Origin of the sequence: Micromonospora sp. NPDC047762 (assembly GCF_043204655.1) — a bacterium.
Classification (GTDB): domain Bacteria; phylum Actinomycetota; class Actinomycetes; order Mycobacteriales; family Micromonosporaceae; genus Micromonospora.
The window spans coordinates 433,501-451,280 of the sequence record NZ_JBIDCQ010000005.1; the positions used below are offsets into that span (position 1 = coordinate 433,501).

The window sequence follows — 17,780 nt, forward strand, 5'->3', positions numbered from 1 at the left end:
GCAGATCGCCGGAGTGCAGGGCAGATCGCGGGAGCGCCGGGCACGATCGCGGCGTGCAGCGGGCAGGGCGGAGACGACGGACCGGGCCGGCTGCGAACAGCCGACCCGGTCCAGAGATGTCGATCAGTAGCGGTAGTGATCCGGCTTGAACGGACCCTCCGTGGAGACGCCGAGGTAGGCGGCCTGCTCCTTGGTCAGCGTGCTCAGCTTCGCGCCGAGTGCGCCGAGGTGCAGTCGGGCCACCTTCTCGTCCAGGTGCTTGGGCAGCACGTAGACGCCGATCGGGTACTCCTCGGTCTTGGTGAAGAGCTCGATCTGGGCGATCGTCTGGTTGGCGAACGAGTTCGACATGACGAAGCTCGGGTGCCCGGTCGCGTTGCCCAGGTTCAGCAGGCGGCCCTCGGAGAGCACGATGATGGCGTGCCCGTCGGCGAAGCGCCACAGGTCGACCTGCGGCTTGATGTTGATCCGCTCGACGTCGGACCGCTTGGCCAGCCCGGCCATGTCGATCTCGTTGTCGAAGTGGCCGATGTTGCCGACGATGGCCTGGTGCTTCATCCGGGCCATGTGCTCGTTGGTGATGACGTCGAAGCAGCCGGTGGCGGTGATGAAGATGTCGGCCTGCTCGACAACGTCGTCCAGGGTGGCGACCTGGTAGCCGTCCATGGCGGCCTGCAACGCGCAGATCGGGTCCACCTCGGTCACCACGACCCGGGCGCCCTGGCCGCGCAGCGACTCGGCGCAGCCCTTGCCCACGTCGCCGTAGCCCATGACGACCGCCATCTTGCCGCCGATCAGCACATCGGTGGCGCGGTTGATGCCGTCGATGAGCGAGTGCCGGCAGCCGTACTTGTTGTCGAACTTGCTCTTGGTCACCGAGTCGTTGACGTTGATGGCCGGGAAGAGCAGGGTGCCGGCCCGGTGCATCTCGTAGAGCCGGTGCACACCGGTGGTGGTCTCCTCGGTCACGCCCTTGATGCCGCCGGAGATCCGGGTCCATCGCTGGCCGTCCTCGCCGAGCGAGCGGTGCAGCAGCTCGAGGATGACCGCGTACTCCTCGGAGTCGGCGGACTCGACGGGCGGGACCGCCCCGGCCCGCTCGAACTCGGTGCCCTTGTGTACGAGCAGGGTCGCGTCGCCGCCGTCGTCGAGGATCATGTTGGGGCCCTGCCCGTCCGGCCAGGCGAGCACCTGCTCGGTGCACCACCAGTACTCCGGAAGGGTCTCGCCCTTCCAGGCGTACACCGGAACCCCGGCCGGAGCCTCGGGGGTGCCGTCCGGGCCGACGACGATCGCTGCGGCGGCGTGGTCCTGGGTGGAGAAGATGTTGCAGGACGCCCAGCGCACCTGCGCGCCGAGCGCGACCAACGTCTCGATCAGGACGGCGGTCTGGATGGTCATGTGCAGGGAGCCGGTGATCCGCGCGCCGGCGAGCGGCTGCGCCTCGGCGAACTCGCGACGGATCGCCATCAGGCCGGGCATCTCGTGCTCGGCGAGCTGGATCTCTTTACGCCCGAACTCGGCGAGCGACAGATCCGCCACCTTGAAGTCGCCGTCGGCGAGCGTGCTCGGCCGGGCCTCGGACGGCGTGCCGCTGGCGGACGCCGGGAGGGTGCTGGTCATGAAAGCTCCTGTCGAACGATGTCTGCGCCGACCTTCCACCTTACGCGCGTCGGCGACGGGCATCAGGCACGGTCGGCGGACAGCGCACGGGGCGGTCGGTGATGGACGGACTTTCCCGCCCACGTCCCGCCCGCCCCGTGCATCCCCCCGGTTTGGTTCCCCCGCACGTTCTCGGACCGTCGTCGCGATAACGCTGCGTACTCATAGAGTCACACTCAGGCAGGGTGACGTCAAGCTATTCCGGGAAAGTCGGACTTGTGTCGTTGACCCGAGTCGAGGTCAGCGCAGCCCCGACGTCGCCACGAACGCCACACCGGCGCCGTCGATCCGCAGCGGCGCTTCCAACGCCGTACCGATCGCCGCCTCGCCGGAGGCCAGCGTCAACGCGCCGGCACCGTCGTCCACGGTGATCGAACCACCAGCGCAGAGCACCACCCGGGGGCCGGGCAGCGACAGTGTCACCGAGGGGACCGCCGCGTCGACCCGGACCCGGTGCAGCGCGAAGTCGTCCACCGGTACGGGCCAGCAGTCCACGCCCGGGCCGACCGGCTCCGCGGCCCGCACCGGATCGACGAGCACCTCGAAGCGCAACACCCGCAACAACTCGTCGACGTCCACCCGCTTCGGGGTCAGGCCGCCGCGCAGCACGTTGTCGCTGGCCGCCATGATCTCCACGCCGCAGCCGCTCAGGTAGGCGTGCAGGTTGCCAGCGGGCATCCAGATCGCCTCCCCCGCCTCCAGCCGCAGGTGGTGCAACAGCAGCGCGACCAGTGCCCCCGGATCCCCCGGGTACGCCGTGGCCAGTCGGCGGGTCAGCTCCGCGTCCGGGCCGTCGGCCGGCGCCGCCACCACAGCGGCCAGCAGGTCGTGACGCTTGGCGACCGGCCAGCCGAGCAGCGTCCGCACCGCCGTCCGCAACCCTGCCGGCCCGGACCGCAACGCGGCGACCACAGGCGCCAACTCCGGTACGCCGAACCCGGCGAGCGCCTCGGCCGACTCCGCCGGATCCCGGAAACCGCACAGCGCCTCGAACGGGGTGAGCGCGACAAGCAACTCCGGCTTGTGGTGCGGGTCGGAGTAGTTGCGCGGCCCCTCGGTGCGCCCCGCCTCCGCCGCGTAGCCAGCCTGCGCCTGCTCGGCGTCCGGGTGGGCCTGCAGGCTCAGCGGAGCGTCGGCCGCGAGCACCTTGAGCAGGAACGGCAGCCGGTCGCCGAACCGCTCGGACACCCGCTGGCCGAGCCACTGCCCAGGTTCGTCCCGCACCAGGTCACAGAGGCTCACCCGCAGGCCGGCACGATCCACGAGGGCCGGGGCGCCCGGGTGGGCCCCCAACCACAGCTCCGCCTCCGGGCCCGCGCTCGGCACCGCTCGCCCCTGCAGGAGGGCGATGGCCGAGCGCGAGCCCCAGGCGTAGTCCCGGATCGGCCCGTACAGTGGCTCCACCCGTCAGCCCCCGGGCCGCCCGGCCGGCTCGCCCGACGTGTCCTGCTGCGGCACCGCGGTGTCGGCCGCGGCACCGGTGCCTGCCTCGGCGGCAGCGGTGCTGTAGACGTCCGGCTCCAGATAGATCACCCGGGCGATCGGCACCGCGGCGCGGATCCGCGCCTCGACGGCGTTGATGCCACGGGCCAGGTCGTGGGCGCTCTCCCACTCCGGAACGGCGATCTTGGCGGCCACCATCAGCTCTTCCGGGCCCAGGTAGAGCGTCTTCATGTGGATGATCCGCTCCACCTCGGGGCCGTCGGTGACGGCCCGCTCGATGGCGGTCAGCTCGGACGCCTCGGCGCCCTCACCGAGCAGCAGGCTCTTCGTCTCGATGGCCAGCACGACGGCGATGACCACCAGCAGGATGCCGATCATCGCGGTGCCGGCGGCGTCCCACTCGCCGTTGCCAGTGATCAGCGTCATGGTGACGCCGAACAGGGCGAACACCAGACCGACCAGCGCGCCGAAGTCCTCCAGGAGCACCACCGGCAGCTCCGGCGCCTTGGCCCGGCGGATGAAACGCACCCAGGACTGGTTGCCCCGGATGTGGTTGGACTCCTTGATGGCGGTCCGGAAGGAGAACGACTCCATGATGATCGCCGACACCAGCACGACCACCGGCAGCCAGTGCCAGGACTCGATGCCACCCTTGTGATGCCACTTGTGGTACGCCTCGTAGAGCGCGAACAGGCCACCGATGCTGAACAGCACGATGGACACGATGAACGCGTAGATGTAGCGCTCCCGGCCGTACCCGAACGGGTGTTCCGGTGTGGCCGCGCGCTTCGCCCGCTTGCCGCCGAGCAGCAGCAGGCCCTGGTTACCGGAGTCGGCGACCGAGTGGACCGCCTCGGCCAGCATCGACGACGAGCCGGAGAGCAGGAACGCGATGAACTTGGTGACGGCGATGCCGATGTTGGCCAGCAGGGCGGCGACAATCGCCTTCGTCCCACCGTTGGCGCTCATGCCACCGCTCCGCTTCGCCGCACGAAGCCGCTCGGTCCGCGCATGACGCGCCGCCCCCTACGTTCGTTCACTGGTTCGACAGCTCCTTCATCTCGGTGATGGCCGGAACGGCCATCGGGTCCAACCCGTGTGCCAGAGCAAGGTAGATCGAGGCGAAATCCGGAACGGCGATCAGCGACGCCAGCCGCTCCAGGGCGGAGCCGCCCTCGGCGGTCACCACGTCGCACCGCACGCCACGGCGCTCCGCGAGGGTCTGCACCGCGTCCGCACGGCGCTCCTCGACGGCGAGCGGCTCGTCGGTGTCGTCCTCGGCGTTGAGGCCGCCGTCGCGCAACAGCACCAGCCGCAGCCGGGTGCCCTCACCGTCGTCCTCGGCCGGGTCGGCGAAGATGTCCCGCTCCCCCTCGGCGAGGCCGCCGAAGACGCCGTCGAGCAGCCCGACCCGACCCCGCCCGGCCTCACCCAACGCTCCGGTGACCACCGGGTAGCGGGCGTTTGCCGACAGGGTGTCGCCGAACCGGCGGGCCGCCACCGTGGCCAGCGGGGACGAACCCCAGACGATGGGGATCGAGCCGGCCAGGCCCAGCGCCAGTGACTTCGCCGGGTTGACGAAGGACTCGGCCGCGGATCGGCAGCGGTCCGCGTCCGCGTCGAGCCGGGACGCGGTCTCAGCCAGGTCGGCCTCGTTCACCTTCACGAGCCCGAGGGAACGGGCCGCGAGCAGGACCGGCACCGTGAGCGCCCAGAGACTGGCCCGGGCCGGGGCACGCCGGGGCACCGGGATGAACGGCGCCCGGGCCTGCTCGGCGATCGACTGCAACTGCGAATCCGGGGCACCAACGGCGACGAGTCGGGCACCACGGCGGTGGGCCGCCTCGGCGGCGCCGAGCGCCTCCGGGCTACGTCCGGACGCGCTCACCGCGATCACCACGTCGGCCGCGCCCACCCAACCGGGCACGCCGGCGGAGCGGTGCCCGATGATCGGGACCGGGCAGCGTGGCCCGGCGACAGTGGCCAGCACGTCACCGGTACGCCCGGCGGTGCCGATGCCGGCGATCACGACGGCTCGGGGCCGCCCGTCGTCGGCGAGCACCGCGAGGTTCGCCTCGGCTGCCAGTGCGGCGCTCTCGCGAACCTGCGCTCCGCCCGACGCCGTGTGCCGGAGCATGCCGCCCGGGTCGGCCTCGGCCAACGCCTGCGGGTTGTCGAGCAGGGCCTCGTCGGCGTCACGGCGCCCACTGACCCCGGCCGTACCGTCGATCATGAGGACTGCCCGGGGCCGCCGCGCGCCTCATCGAGCAGCAGCACCGGCACGTCGTCGCGGACCTCGAAGATCCGGCCGCACTCCGTGCAGGTCAACGTCTGCGCCTCGGCGTCATAGGTGAGCGGGGCGTGGTGCGTGTCCGGACAGGCAAGGATCTCCAGCAACTGCGGATCCAGGGCCATGGCACGGCTCCTTCCACGTGTACGGCTTGACCGACGGCGGTGCCGACCGGCGCAGGCGATCTTATCGGCGAACGCGCTCGAGCACGTCGTCCCGGAGCGAGACCATCCGATCCCGGGTGGGTGCCTCGACGTTGAGCCGCAGCAGCGGCTCCGTGTTGGAGGCGCGCAGGTTGAACCAGGCGCCGTCGGGGAAACGCAGGGTGAGCCCGTCCATCTCGTCAGCGACCGCGTCGGGGTACGCGTCGCGCACCTCGGCCACCGCCGCCGCCTGGTCGGTCACCGTCGAGTTGATCTCGCCGGAGGCGATGTAGCGCTCGTACTCACCGGCCAACACGGACAGCGGCAGCGACTGCTCACCCAGCGCGGCCAACGTGTGCATCGCCGCGAGCATCCCGGTGTCGGCGAACCAGAAGTCCCGGAAGTAGTAGTGCGCGGAGTGCTCGCCGCCGAAGACGGCGTTGGTGCGGGCCATCTCCGCCTTGATGAAGGAGTGCCCGACCCGGGCGACGACCGGCTTCCCACCGTGCTCCCGGATGATCTCCGCGACGGCGCTTGAGGTGATCAGGCCGTGGATCACCGTGGAACCCGGGTGCTTGCCCAGCTCACGGGCAGCGACGAGTGCGGTGATCGCCGACGGTGAGACCGGTTCACCGCGCTCGTCCACCACGAAGCACCGGTCGGCGTCACCGTCGAAGGCCAACCCGATGTCCGCCCCGTGCTCGACCACAGCGCGCTGAAGGTCGACCAGGTTCGCCGGGTCCAGTGGGTTGGCCTCGTGGTTCGGGAAGCTGCCGTCCAACTCGAAGTAGAGCGGCACGATCTCCAGCGGCAGCGGCGACAGGGCCGCGTCGCCCAGCACCGTCGGAACGGTGAAGCCACCCATGCCGTTGCCGGCGTCAACGACCACCTTCAACGGCCGGATGCCGGACAGGTCGACCAGTTTGCGCAGGTAGCCGGCGTAGTCGGGGAGCAGGTCGCGCCGCTCGGCGGGCCGGGTCGGCGCTCCGGCGGGACGAGCGTCGCCCGAGTCCAGAAGTGCCTGGGCCCGCTCCCGGATCTCGGCCAGGCCGCTCTCCTGGCCGATCGGGCGCGCGCCGGAGCGGCACATCTTGATGCCGTTGTACTGCGCGGGGTTGTGGCTGGCGGTGAACATCGCGCCGGGCAGGTCGAGCGAGCCGGACGCGTAGTAGAGCAGGTCGGTGGACGCGAGGCCGATCTCGATCACCGAGCGGCCCTCGGCGCGTACGCCGGTGGCGAACGCGGCGGCCAGGCCGGGCGAGGTGGCCCGCATGTCGTACCCGACGACGACGGCATCGCCCGGCTCGTCGGTGGAGTTGAGCAGTTGGGTGAAGGCGGCGCCCAGTGCCTCGGCGGCCCGTTCGTCCCACTGGTCCGGCACCGTCCCGCGGACGTCGTAGGCCTTCACAATCTGGGACAGATCAGACACGTGTTCCACTCCTTGGCCGCGGGTTAGACACCGATCCTGAGCCTAACGGAGGGCCGGGCCGTCCTCCGCTCAGCCGGGGAGGCGGGGGATGAACACGGTGTGGCCGTCACCGTCGGTGGGCGGGTCACCGGGCTTCGGGCGACCGTCGGGCCGGCCCGGCATCGGCTGGGTGGCCTCCGGGGCGGGGGTGTCCGGCCGGGCACCGTAAACCCCGCCGGTGGCGGGACGCGGTGACGGCACCGCACCACCCCAGGCGGCGGCCGGCGGCTGCTGGCCGTACACCTGACCGGGGCGACCGGGCGCGGCCGGCAACCCACCCCCGGCCCGGTAGGTGGTGCCGCCGGGGTTGCCCGGCAGGGTGTCGGGCGCCTCGTCGGACGGCTTGCGGTCCTGCCGCGAGCGGCGGAACAGCAGCACGATGAGCAGCAGTCCGACCGCCACCAGCACAATGCCGAAGTACATCACCGGCGATCCTCCGGACGACTCGGCGGCGGTCGCCGTGGTGCTCGGCGCCGCGGAGACGCCGCCCTGCGCCGCCGGGTTCACCGCCTCGTCGACGGTCGCGACCTCGGTCGGGCTCGGAGTCGGCGTCGGCGTCTTCGACCGCGACGGAGTCGGCGACGGAGTGACCCGCGCTCCGGTCAGCCGCGCCGCGTCGGTGGCGCGACCCAGCGTCTGGCCGGAGGCGCTGATGCCCACGCCCGTGACCACGAGACGGCCACCCGGCGAACCCGCCGCGAACGCCACCCGGTAGCGCACCGTGATGCCCTTGCCCTTGCACAGCGTCGGCTTCGACGGTGACGTCTGCGCTGTCGACACGGTGCCGGTGCCGCCGGTGACGGCCACCGGGAACCAGCGCCCGCCCGCGTTGACCTCGACCGCCACCTGGTTCGGTTGGAGGCCCTGCAGGCTGAAGCCCAGCGCGGTACGCAGCAGGACACACCCGTCGGTGCGCTTGCGCACCGCGACGTTCACCCCCTGCGCGGAACCACCGGCGGCGAAGCTGCTGGCCGCGCCCACCCGGACCGAATCCTGATCGGCCAGCGCCGGTGACGCACCGAGCATCACCAGGCCGCCCGCAAGACCGCAGACCGCCGCGAGCCGTGCCACGCGTCGACGCACTGTCATGATTACCTCGCCGTTCTCCCCGGGTGGGGTCCGCCGGCCAGGCTACTACCGGCCCACCTGTCCCACCGGTCATAGAGCGCCCCGCATGTGTGCGGCGTTACGGTTTACCGCCCCTCCCACCGACCTCCCGAACGCTGGACTGACCAGCCAATCAGCGGGCGCGCTCCGCCTCGGCGAGGGCGTCACGGCACAGCCGGTCGGCGGTGCGGGTGGTCTCCGGCAGCCGGTAGCGCGGAGTCAACGCGAGCACCCGCGCCGCCGCGTTCTCCAGGCTCATCCGATGGCCGACGCTGACGAAGACCGGCTTCACCCCGTCGCGGGTCCGCAGCACCCGCCCGACGACCTCACCACCGTGGCGCAACGACGACCAGGAACCCCGCTCGGCGGACGGCGGATCCCACACCCCGACCAGCGGCGTCTTCGCCACGCCGATCGCGGGCAACCCGGTGACCACCCCCAGGTGGCAGGCGAGCCCGAACCGGCGCGGATGGGCCAGCCCGTGCCCGTCGCAGACCAGCAGGTCCGGGATGGTCGTCAGCCGGTCGAGCGCGGCGAGCAACGCGGGCAGCTCACGGAAGGCGAACAGCCCCGGCACGTAATCGAACGCGGGTCGCCCCACACCGACCGCGGAGTCCACCACCGCCAGGGTCCGGGCGTCCAGCACCGTCACTGCCGCCGCCAGCAGGTCACCACCCTCGGCGTACGCGACGTCCAGGCCGGCCACCGTCGCGGGCGCGCTCGGCCCCGGCCCGACCAGGTCCACAAGCGGCCGCAACTCCTCCTGTACGGCCACCGCCTCGGCGACACTGCCCGGCCATTGCGACGCTTGCGGCGCTCTCCATGATCCACTCGGCTTCATGGAAGTCGGGTGGTCCCGCCGCCCTGGATGCCCCGACATCAATGAACCGGAGTCGATCACCCTCGACCTGAGGCACCGACGCCATCCCCGGCGGCCCCGCCATCCTGGGCAGGATCACCGCCGGCCCGGCTCCTGATCGCACCCAGGCCAAGGGCGAAGGCAGTGCAGAAGGCGATACCGAAGGCAACGCCACCCTTCGCACCGAACACGGGAATGCCGATCGCCAGACCGATCAGGAGGCCGACCGGCCAGGCCCAGACAGTGGACCTGACGCTCTGCGTACCAGATTTCGCCATGCGTCGATCTTATTCGGCCCCGCCAGGGCCCCGCCGATCTCTCCCACGCTCAGGCAAGCCCACGCCTACGTCGCTCTCCCGATGTCGGGGTCCGCGCCAGGATCACCGGCCTCGTGAAGCTGCTCCTCGAACATGACGAACGTCCGCTGCCGAATCCCGCGAATGAGCGCCTGCTCCTTCGGCGTCTCGTGACGCGCCTCAGCGTCCGCCAGAAGCTCGATCGAACGCACCGTCTCGTAGAGCGCGAAGATCGGCCCTTCACCCTTGAGATAGTGCGCCCGGAACGCCTCGACCTCCTGCACGAAGTCCTCGGCGGTGCGCCGGAATATGTCACCTCCGACGCCTAGGGTCACCTCAGCAAAGATGTCGTTCTTCTCATGCCAACCACCAGAGTCGATAGACAGCCGCCAGACCCTGGCACCGCCGTCGGGAGTCTCGACGATCTTCACTGGCGATTGGTAGTAGAGGTAGTAGGAGGGAAGCACCAGACCCGGCATCTCGGTCATTCAGACTTCTCCTCGAAGGTTGACTGTAATGCCGTCCAGAACAGCTGTTGCTCACGAAGGCGAATGCCATCTGTGATCGCTCGCTCTCGAGGTGTCAGGGCTCGGCCTTCCTCCTCGGCAAGGGCCTCCACGTCCCTTCGGACCTCATAAAGCACATGCTCCCAGACAGCAACGGCGTCAAGCGCAGCCAGGTGGAGGCGAAATTCGGCTAGGTGACCGTTCCGCATCCGCAGCACGATTTGCACGTCCCGATAGCCACTACTCATTGGTGACACGAATCGATCTTCACAGCTCACAACAGCGATGCCGGGGTAGTCGTTGACCCGTCCGAGTGCCGCGTAGAGGTCGTCGAGGTTGCGGAACTCGACCTTCGCGGCGGCCAGGTCGAGCAGCTTGGACGCATCGCCCTGGTGTTTGGCCACCTTGTCCTCAGCTCGACGACGATCCTTGGGCTGAGGACGCCAGCCGGGCTCACCGACACGAAGACCATCAACCTGGGCTAGGGATACCGCAAGCTGATTCAGATCAACCTGCGCCTCTACCGCCGCCGAGTAGAGATCGTCGAGGTAACGCCTCCGGTAGCCAGCGTCGTTCCGTCTGGCCTCGTCGAACCCTGCCTGCGCCACCGGTCCTCGACGCACTTGGATGCTTGCGCTGATCGTCAACTGCTCGCTGGTGAGGGGTGTCGGCTCTGGTGGGGGCACTTCCCGGCGGTCCGAATCCTGTCGCGTCGCCTCCTGCTGGGCGACGTCGTTCAGTACCTCGGCGAGGACGTCGATTGCCTGCTGATGGCTGGCCAGGTGATACAGGGTCAGCGGACGGGACGTCAGCGACGCCGCGAGTTCAGGCGTGGACTGGATCATGCGCGCCAGGTCCGGCTGCTGCACCAACTGCCGCACCAACTGCTCGGCGAGGTCCGGCTCGTTCGGGGGCGGCTCTCGTCGGGCAGCGTCGAGCATGTCCCGGACCCGGTCGTCGGCGAACAGTCGCACGAGATCCCGTGCCGACGCTTCGTCCAGGCCCGGAACCAGCCGACGAAGGGTGGGGCTGTCGACCGCCGTCGCGAACTCAACGGGAGTCACCCCCGCCGCGAAAACGTCGTCCAGGCTGCTGGCCGACAGAACGGTGCGGGCACTACCGCCATCCGGTGTGGCGCTCGCTGAAACGTTGGCGTCGGGCGACGGCGGGGCCGAGCCCGGGCCGTCGAGGAGCAGGTACATCCGGTTGATGTACGGGTCGCCGTGGCCGCCGTCGTCGCGCGTCGGCGGGTGATCCGGCAGGTCGGGCCGTTCGCTGAACCGGCCCCGGGGCAGTCCGCCGAGCGGCATCGGTCGGCCGTCTCCGCTCAGCACCAGCGCGTCGATGCCGACCACGTCGGGGTAGAGCGGCCGGTCCCGGACCACGCCGTTCTGTGGGTCCACGTAGAGCACAGTGCCGTTCTGGTTGAGCGCCACCCAGGCGTGTGAACCGCCGTGCGCCCACTCGGTGACCAGGAACGAGTAGCTGCCGTGCCCGCCCAGCAGCAGTTGGTCGTGCAGGTTGCGGTAGCCCCGGTCGGCGGCCTGCCGCGCCTGTGCGGAGTCCGTGCGTTGGCCGGACGCCGGTGCGAGGAGTTTCTGGAAGCGCCCGCCGGTCACGTCCTCCACCCGGCCGGGGCCGCCCGCCTCGCCACGGATGGGGCGCCGGATGTCACCGTCGAGGTAGCCGTCGAAGGTTCGTGGCGCCGACACGCGGGGGCGCCCGTGCACCCACGTCTCGAACAGCGACAGTGTGCAGTCCAGGCAGTTGATGCCCCGGGTGGCGTCGGCCGCGGGACCGCCGTCGTTGAGCAGCCCGAACCAGCCGCCGTGTCGGGGGTCGGCGGTGCGGGTGACGGTGCCGTCCGGTCCACGGGGCATCTGTCGTTCGACGTCGACCTGGTGCAGGGCGAGCGGTGGCCGGAGTCCTCCGGGCTGCCCGTACGGCCGGGAGTTGTCGATCGGCGGCGGATCGTCGTCGCCGGTGAGCCTGGACGGGCCGGTGGTCTCCACCGCGCCGAGCGCGAGCGCGCCCACGTCCCGGTTGGCGTGCTCGAAGGTGGCGCTGATGTCGACGACCGGCGGGGCCGTGGTGCCGGCCAGCACCGCGTCTGCCAGGTCACGCCATTCGGAGTACTCGCGAACTTCCTCGTTCGCGGCGCGCTGCCAGCCGTCGGCCCACTGCCGGTTGCCGGCCTGGTGCAGTTGGCGGGCGTAGGTGGCGTACTCGACGGCTCGGCGATCGTGCTCCACGGCGCGGGTGCGCAGTCGGGCGGCCTCGGACTGCCGGCGGTTGTTCTCGAACCCGGTTCGCAGCGATTCGTAGTGGTCCTGGTAGCGCCGCCGCTCGGCGGCTTCGGCCGCTGCGGCCCACTGCGCCGCGTACGCGTCGTTGGTGTCGGGCTCGCGCACCGACGGGGCGCCGAACGCGGCCACGTCGACGGGGATCGACGCCCTTCCCCGGGCGGGATGGTCGGGCGCTCGCACCGGTGCGGGCGTCTGCCGGGTCGGGACACGCGCGGGCACGGTGAATCGACCCACCACCGGTGGGGTGGAGGCGACCGGCAGCGGCCCGTTGGCTGTCGTCGGGGCGCCGTAGGTGATCGGTGCCGCCGGGCCTGGGGTGATCGTCGGTGCGGAGGGGACGGTCGCCGGAGACCAGGCGGTCGGTCCGGAGGGGACGGTCGCCGGAGACCAGGCGGTCGGTCCGGAGGTGGTGACGTGCGGGGAACTTGCGGGCTGGACCGGCGGCACACCGGTGGCAGCCGGCCCGCTGCCCGATTCGAGGGGGCCGACCACGGGCGCGGACGCCGACGAAAGCCTCGGATCAGCACCCACCACAGATTGACTCGGATCACCTACCGCCGACGTGGTCGGGTTGGTGGTCGTCGCCGACGGCGCGGGGTCGGCCGTGACCGGGTGCGGGACGCCCGCTCTGTCGCCGAGCGACCCACCCGTCTCGGAGACGCCCACCGCACTGTGCACCACGTCCACGTCGGACAGCGCGCCGACCGGCGTCGGGGACGACGTGTGCGCGTCGGGCGCGACCGGAGACGCCGGCCCGGCTCCTCGTGACTGCTCGGCAACCGGTGGTGTCGGCGCAGCCACCTGGTCCGGTGGAGTGGTGGCGACACCCTCCGTCGCCTGCATCGGAACGCTCGCAGCCGTAACCGGACCACCCGAAGCCACACCACCGACAGCCCCTGCGGAGGGAGCACTCGCGGCAGACGAGACCCCGAAGGAGGGAGCCGCTCCGGTAGAGGCCGCATCCCCCGCGACAGGCAACACGGGCGGAAGGGAGGGGCCCGTGAAGGATGCTCCGGCGAGGGCGTTGGCCTGCGCGTCGAGCCGGGCGCGTAGCGCGTGGTCGGTCTGCCCGGTCGCCGAACCGGTGGCCCCGGACGCGGCGGCGCGCGCCACGTCCTCCATCGAGGTCAGGCCCTGACCGGTGGCCAGGCTCGCCGCGCTGTCGGCGAGCACCTCGCCGGTCATCTCCCGCCCCAGGTGCTCCCCGACCTTCGCCGCCCGCCCGGTGGCGTGCCGGCCCAGGCCGGCCAGCGGTGCCACCGCTCCGCCGGCCAACCCGCCCACCGCCGACGCGCCGAGATCGGTCAGGTCCAGGCCGTGTGCCCGCCCGCTGGAGTTCTGGTACGTCTGGGTGGCCAGGGTGACCCCGGCCTCCTCGGTGGCCTCCTCCAGCCCGCCCCGGGCGGCCCGCTTGGCGAACCCGCGCGCGCCACCTCGGGCGACCTCCTTGGCGGCCCGCTCGCCGGCCTCCTTGAGCCCGTGCTTGAGGGACTTGCTGGCCAGTTGGCCCATCAGCCGCTTGAAGATCTGTTGCACCAGCAGTCGCGTCGCGGTGATCGCCGCCCCCGCGGCCGGGGTTGCCGCACCGGCGGTCAGCACCGCCGCCACCGCAACGGTGAGCAACTCGATGACCAGGATGCCCAGCTCGATCCAGACTTCCAGCTTGGCGCCCTCGATGTCGCAACCGCACTCCTCGACCAGTCGGCCCAGGTCGGCCGTGACCGCGAGCAGCACGGGCAGCGGAGCGTCGGCGCCCTCGGCGATCCTCCGCCAGGCCGCCTCGAACGCCGCGTCGACAGCTCCGACGCCGCCGTACCCGTTGTGCACCTCGACGGCGGCCGTGGCGGCGTCGGCGTGCGGCCCGGCGAGCACGGAGGCGACCGCGTACCACTGGTCGGCGACGTCCCAGACGGCCCGCTCGTTGCCGTCCGGCCACTGCACGCCGACCACCCAGTCGAGGGCCTCGTAGATCCAGCCGGGCACGTCCCACGGCGCGTGGTCCAGGGGGTGCGGGATGGGGCTCGGCAGCACGCTCATCTCAGCTCGTCGGCCGTCAGCGCCGGTCGGCGGCCCGGCCGACCCGGGCGGCGTTGGCTCCGTCGGTCTGCACGCTCGCATCGACCGCCTCGACCACGTCGCTGCCCAGCTCGGTGAGCCGGTGCCCGACGCCGGCCCAGGCCCGCAGCACGGTCTGCTCGAACCCGCGGTAGTTGCGCTCGAAGGCGGCGCCAATGTCGTCTCGACCCCAGGGCCGGGCACCGCTGGCGGCCTCGATCGCGCCCCCCTCCGCCGCACGACGGGCCGTCACCGCCTCGCCGGCGAGCGCCAGGTCGGCACCGCCCCGGCGGGCCCGGGACGGATCAAGCCAGAGCTGCCCGTCGGTCATGGCTTCGCCTCACCTGTGCCGAGGACGGCGTCGGCCCGACCGAGCAGAGTGGCGTAATCGCCGGTCTTGAGGAAGTCCGTCGCCCCGGAGCCGGCCGGCATGCTCTCGGCGACGAGGTCGCGGGTGGCGTCGGCGGCGGCGGTCGCGGCGGCCCGGATCGTCTCGGTGACCTTTCGGCCGAGCGCGTCGGCGTCGCGGTCCCGGTAGATGGCCGGCGTCAGCTCGACCTCGATCACCTGGCCCTGCGCGCCAACTGTCGCCGTCACCTGCCCGTCGGTCGAACGGCGGGTCACCCGCAGCGCGGCGAGTCGCGTCTGGAGGGTGTCCAAACCGGATCTGAGCTGCTGGTATTGCCCATAAACGTCGTCAAATCGGGCCCGTAGCTCGCGATTGACGCTCCGGTCCGCCTGTTCCCCCACCGCCGCCCTCCCGTCACCGTCGGTAGAACGAGACAATACCGGCCGCCATCGATCCGTGTAGTCCGGTAGTTTCATAGCGTGATCGACCGTCGACAGGCCGAGCAGCTCGCGGCCACCTGGGCCCGCCGTGACTCGCAGCGTCTCGGTCACGAGTGCACTGCGATGGTCGACGAGTTCGACCTGGGGTGGGTCATCACGTCCGTCGTGCCCACCGAGGTGCCCACGGTGCCGGGTGACCTGCCGACGACAGTCATCGACAAGCAGACCGGCACTGTCACCACCTGGCCCCGGGTGCCGAGCGCTGTGGTGGCGGAGCTGTACCGGCGTAGCCGGCCCCCCGAGCCGACCGCCCCCCGCACTCTCGACCCGTCGACCCTGCTGGTCCGGGAGATCCATCGGGGTGCCACCCCGAACACCGCCGCGCACCTGACCATCGACGGACGGATCTGGACGGCCCAGGGCACGAAGGCCGACGTGCCACTCAACCATCACCCGCTGGTCCGCGACTATCTCGACCAGCTGCCGCCCGGTGAGTTGGTTCGCGGCGGGGCGGCGCACGCCGAGCTGATCGTGGTCTCCGACGTCCTGCACGAGTACGACCACCGCCGCGCCGCCGAGGGCATCGCGCCGATGGGGCGGGCCGAGGCAGCGGCGCTGCTGGAGGGGGCCCGCTTCGAGATCTTCCGGGTCCGTGAGCCGGGCGACCCCACTGGCGGGCCCGCCGAACGGCCCTGCGACTCGTGCATCTCCTTCCTGGTCCGGGCGAACGTCCTCCCGGAGTCGGCTCGCGCCTGGACCGAGACCTGGAACGCGCCGGAGGCACCCGACCCCGATCCTGGGCGGTTCCCGGTGGAGGTCGCGAACGCGCTGGTCGCGGCCGGTTGGCAGCCACACATCGGGGATCAGATCATGGCCGCCGCCGCCGTACGGGACGTCACGTCGGTGCCGGGGCGCAACCATCGGCACGAGGTCTTTCCCGCCGCGGTGGAGGCGCTCACCGCGTTCCCCAGCCTGGTCGGTGCGCGACGCGGCCGGGGCGAGCAGGTGTGGGTCTCCCGTTTCGACATCCGCCCGCACGCCATCGCGCACACCGCCGACAGCCTCGCGGACTTCGGCGCGGTGCTGGGCGTACGCCTCTTTCCGATCGGCACCGAGCAGCAGGACAGCATCCTGGCGGTGGACGAGCGCGGCCGGGTCTTCGCGCTCGACCAGGCCGGCGAGTGGTTCCTCGGCGACACCATCGACGCCGCGCTTACCACCCTGCTGCTCGGCCGCGCACCCGCCCGGGTGCGCGACGACGGCACCTGGCCGGCCGACCCGAGTTAGAGCGTGAGGCCGGTCAGCACCATGACCCGGGCCTCGGTGTAGTCGTCCATCGCGCTGCGCAGCCCTTCCCGGCCGACGCCGCTGCCCTTCACTCCGCCGTAGGGCATCTGGTCGGCGCGGTACGACGGCACGTCACCGATGATCACTCCGCCCACCTCCAGCGCGCGGGCGGCGGCGAAGGCCACGTCCAGGCGTCGCGTGAAGACGCCGGCCTGCAAGCCGTACGCCGAGTCGTTGACAGCTGTGAACGCGGCCTGGTCGTCGGCGACCGGGGTGACCACCAGCACCGGCCCGAACACCTCCTCGGCCACGACCTTGGCGTTCGCCGGCACGCCGGTGAGCACGGTCGGGGGGTAGGTCGCGCTGTCGCGGAGGCCGCCCACCTCGACGGTGCCGCCGGCGGCGACCGCCTCGGCCACCCACGTCTCGACCCGGCGGGCCGCGTCCTCGGACACCATCGGCCCGACGTCGGTCAGCTCGGACGCGGGGTCTCCGGTCCGCAGCCCTCGCACGGCCGCCACCAGTCGGGGCAGGAAGTCGGCGTGCAGGGCGTGGTGCACGTACACCCGCTGGACGGCGATGCACGACTGGCCGGCCTGGTAGTTGGCGAACGTCGCGATGCGCTGCGCGGCGAAGTCCAGGTCCTCGTCGGCGGTCCAGTCCGCGCAGAGCACCGCGGCGGCGTTGCCGCCCAACTCCAGCGTCACGTGCTTCTGCGGCGCGGCGCGGCGGATGGCCGCGCCGACCGGCCCGGAGCCGGTGAACGACACCACGGGTAGCCGGGGTTCGGTGACCAGTTCGGCGGCGCGGTCGTTGGGCAGCGGCAGCACCGAGAACATCCCGGCCGGGAGGTCGGTCTCGGCCAGCAGCTCGCCGAGCAGCAGCGCGGTCAGGGGCGTCGCGGGCGCGGGCTTGACGATGATCGGCGCCCCGACGGCGATGGCCGGCGCCACCTTGTGGGCGACGAGGTTGAGCGGGAAGTTGAACGGCGTGATGCCCAGCACCGGCCCGCGCGGCACCCTGCGGACCAGGGCGATCCGCCCCTCGGCGGCCGGGTCGGTGTCGAGTCGTTGCAACTCGCCGGAGAAGCGGCGGGCCTCCTCGGCAGCCCACCGGAAGGTCGACACCGCACGCCCGACCTCGGCGCGGGCCCACTTGAGCGGCTTGCCGTTCTCCGCGGTGATCAGGGCGGCGATCTCGCCCGCGCGCTCGGCGAGCCGCCGGGACACGTGGTCGAGGGCCGCCGCGCGGGCGTGCGCGGGCAGGGCCGCGGCCTGCGCGGCCACACCGGCCGCCGCGGCGACGGCGGCGTCGACCTGTTCGGGCGTGGCGACTGTGGTACGCCCCACCGGGCGGCCGTCGTACGGGTGGTGGACGGTCAACTCACCCTCGCCGGTGGCGGGGCGGGAGGCGACGAAGATGGGTACGGGCTCCACGCGGAGCAGAGTAGCCGAGCGACCAGCCGACGGAAACAGTCGCGATAACCCTTGTCTGCCGCGAATTCAGTAGCGAAGATGGCAGGGAGATTGCGATAACCGCCGCAGAATCGCGCCCCCGGCCCCCTCGGAG

14 protein-coding genes are annotated in these 17,780 nt (G+C 71.7%); 1 reads left to right on the plus strand and 13 read right to left on the minus strand.

What is annotated here, in order from left to right:
• Positions 1 to 123 precede the first annotated feature (123 nt).
• The 12 genes from ahcY to ACGF3C_RS19165 form a co-directional block, all read right to left on the minus strand.
• Positions 124 to 1,623, minus strand: a complete 1,500-nt coding sequence (gene ahcY, locus ACGF3C_RS19110) for an adenosylhomocysteinase (protein WP_357203292.1) — start codon at positions 1,621 to 1,623, stop codon at positions 124 to 126.
• A 279-nt stretch (positions 1,624 to 1,902) separates the two neighbouring features.
• Positions 1,903 to 3,066, minus strand: coding sequence for a mannose-6-phosphate isomerase, class I (gene manA / locus ACGF3C_RS19115; protein WP_393223536.1), 1,164 nt, complete (start codon positions 3,064 to 3,066; stop codon positions 1,903 to 1,905).
• Positions 3,067 to 3,069: 3 nt separating this feature from the next.
• Positions 3,070 to 4,074 carry a cation diffusion facilitator family transporter gene (locus ACGF3C_RS19120; protein ID WP_357232157.1) on the minus strand — a complete coding sequence of 335 codons (1,005 nt, stop codon included), beginning with the start codon at positions 4,072 to 4,074 and terminating at the stop codon, positions 3,070 to 3,072.
• A gap of 67 nt (positions 4,075 to 4,141) precedes the next feature.
• On the minus strand, positions 4,142 to 5,338 hold the full coding sequence (locus tag ACGF3C_RS19125) for an SIS domain-containing protein (RefSeq protein WP_357232160.1): 1,197 nt from the start codon (positions 5,336 to 5,338) through the stop codon (positions 4,142 to 4,144).
• Positions 5,335 to 5,520, minus strand: a complete 186-nt coding sequence (locus tag ACGF3C_RS19130) for a Trm112 family protein (RefSeq protein ID WP_091394023.1) — start codon at positions 5,518 to 5,520, stop codon at positions 5,335 to 5,337. The genes ACGF3C_RS19125 and ACGF3C_RS19130 overlap by 4 nt, the downstream gene beginning before the upstream one ends.
• 61 nt (positions 5,521 to 5,581) lie before the next feature.
• Positions 5,582 to 6,967, minus strand: coding sequence for a phosphomannomutase/phosphoglucomutase (locus ACGF3C_RS19135; protein ID WP_393223540.1), 1,386 nt, complete (start codon positions 6,965 to 6,967; stop codon positions 5,582 to 5,584).
• Between the two features lie 69 nt (positions 6,968 to 7,036).
• Positions 7,037 to 8,095 carry a hypothetical protein gene (locus tag ACGF3C_RS19140; RefSeq protein ID WP_393223543.1) on the minus strand — a complete coding sequence of 353 codons (1,059 nt, stop codon included), beginning with the start codon at positions 8,093 to 8,095 and terminating at the stop codon, positions 7,037 to 7,039.
• Positions 8,096 to 8,246: 151 nt separating this feature from the next.
• The gene (gene nfi / locus ACGF3C_RS19145; protein ID WP_393223545.1) at positions 8,247 to 8,954 is read right to left on the minus strand and encodes a deoxyribonuclease V; all 708 of its coding nucleotides are present in this window, start codon (positions 8,952 to 8,954) and stop codon (positions 8,247 to 8,249) included.
• Between the two features lie 361 nt (positions 8,955 to 9,315).
• On the minus strand, positions 9,316 to 9,756 hold the full coding sequence (locus ACGF3C_RS19150) for a hypothetical protein (protein ID WP_393223548.1): 441 nt from the start codon (positions 9,754 to 9,756) through the stop codon (positions 9,316 to 9,318).
• Entirely contained in the window at positions 9,753 to 14,117 is a 4,365-nt protein-coding gene (locus tag ACGF3C_RS19155) for a toxin glutamine deamidase domain-containing protein (protein WP_393223551.1), read from the minus strand. The genes ACGF3C_RS19150 and ACGF3C_RS19155 overlap by 4 nt, the downstream gene beginning before the upstream one ends.
• A 16-nt stretch (positions 14,118 to 14,133) precedes the next feature.
• Complete coding sequence (locus tag ACGF3C_RS19160; RefSeq protein WP_355005572.1) at positions 14,134 to 14,466, minus strand: hypothetical protein; 333 nt, start codon at positions 14,464 to 14,466, stop codon at positions 14,134 to 14,136.
• The gene (locus ACGF3C_RS19165) at positions 14,463 to 14,960 is read right to left on the minus strand and encodes a YbaB/EbfC family nucleoid-associated protein (protein WP_357235146.1); all 498 of its coding nucleotides are present in this window, start codon (positions 14,958 to 14,960) and stop codon (positions 14,463 to 14,465) included. Before ACGF3C_RS19165 ends, ACGF3C_RS19160 begins: the two co-directional genes overlap by 4 nt.
• A gap of 3 nt (positions 14,961 to 14,963) precedes the next feature.
• Here ACGF3C_RS19165 and ACGF3C_RS19170 point away from each other — a divergent pair, with 3 nt between their 5' ends.
• Positions 14,964 to 16,211, plus strand: coding sequence for an SUKH-3 domain-containing protein (locus ACGF3C_RS19170; protein ID WP_393223555.1), 1,248 nt, complete (start codon positions 14,964 to 14,966; stop codon positions 16,209 to 16,211).
• On the opposite strand, the gene ACGF3C_RS19175 is transcribed toward ACGF3C_RS19170, so the two are convergent.
• On the minus strand, positions 16,208 to 17,647 hold the full coding sequence (locus ACGF3C_RS19175; protein WP_393223558.1) for an aldehyde dehydrogenase family protein: 1,440 nt from the start codon (positions 17,645 to 17,647) through the stop codon (positions 16,208 to 16,210). The genes ACGF3C_RS19170 and ACGF3C_RS19175 overlap by 4 nt on opposite strands.
• Between the last annotated feature and the right edge of the window lie 133 nt (positions 17,648 to 17,780).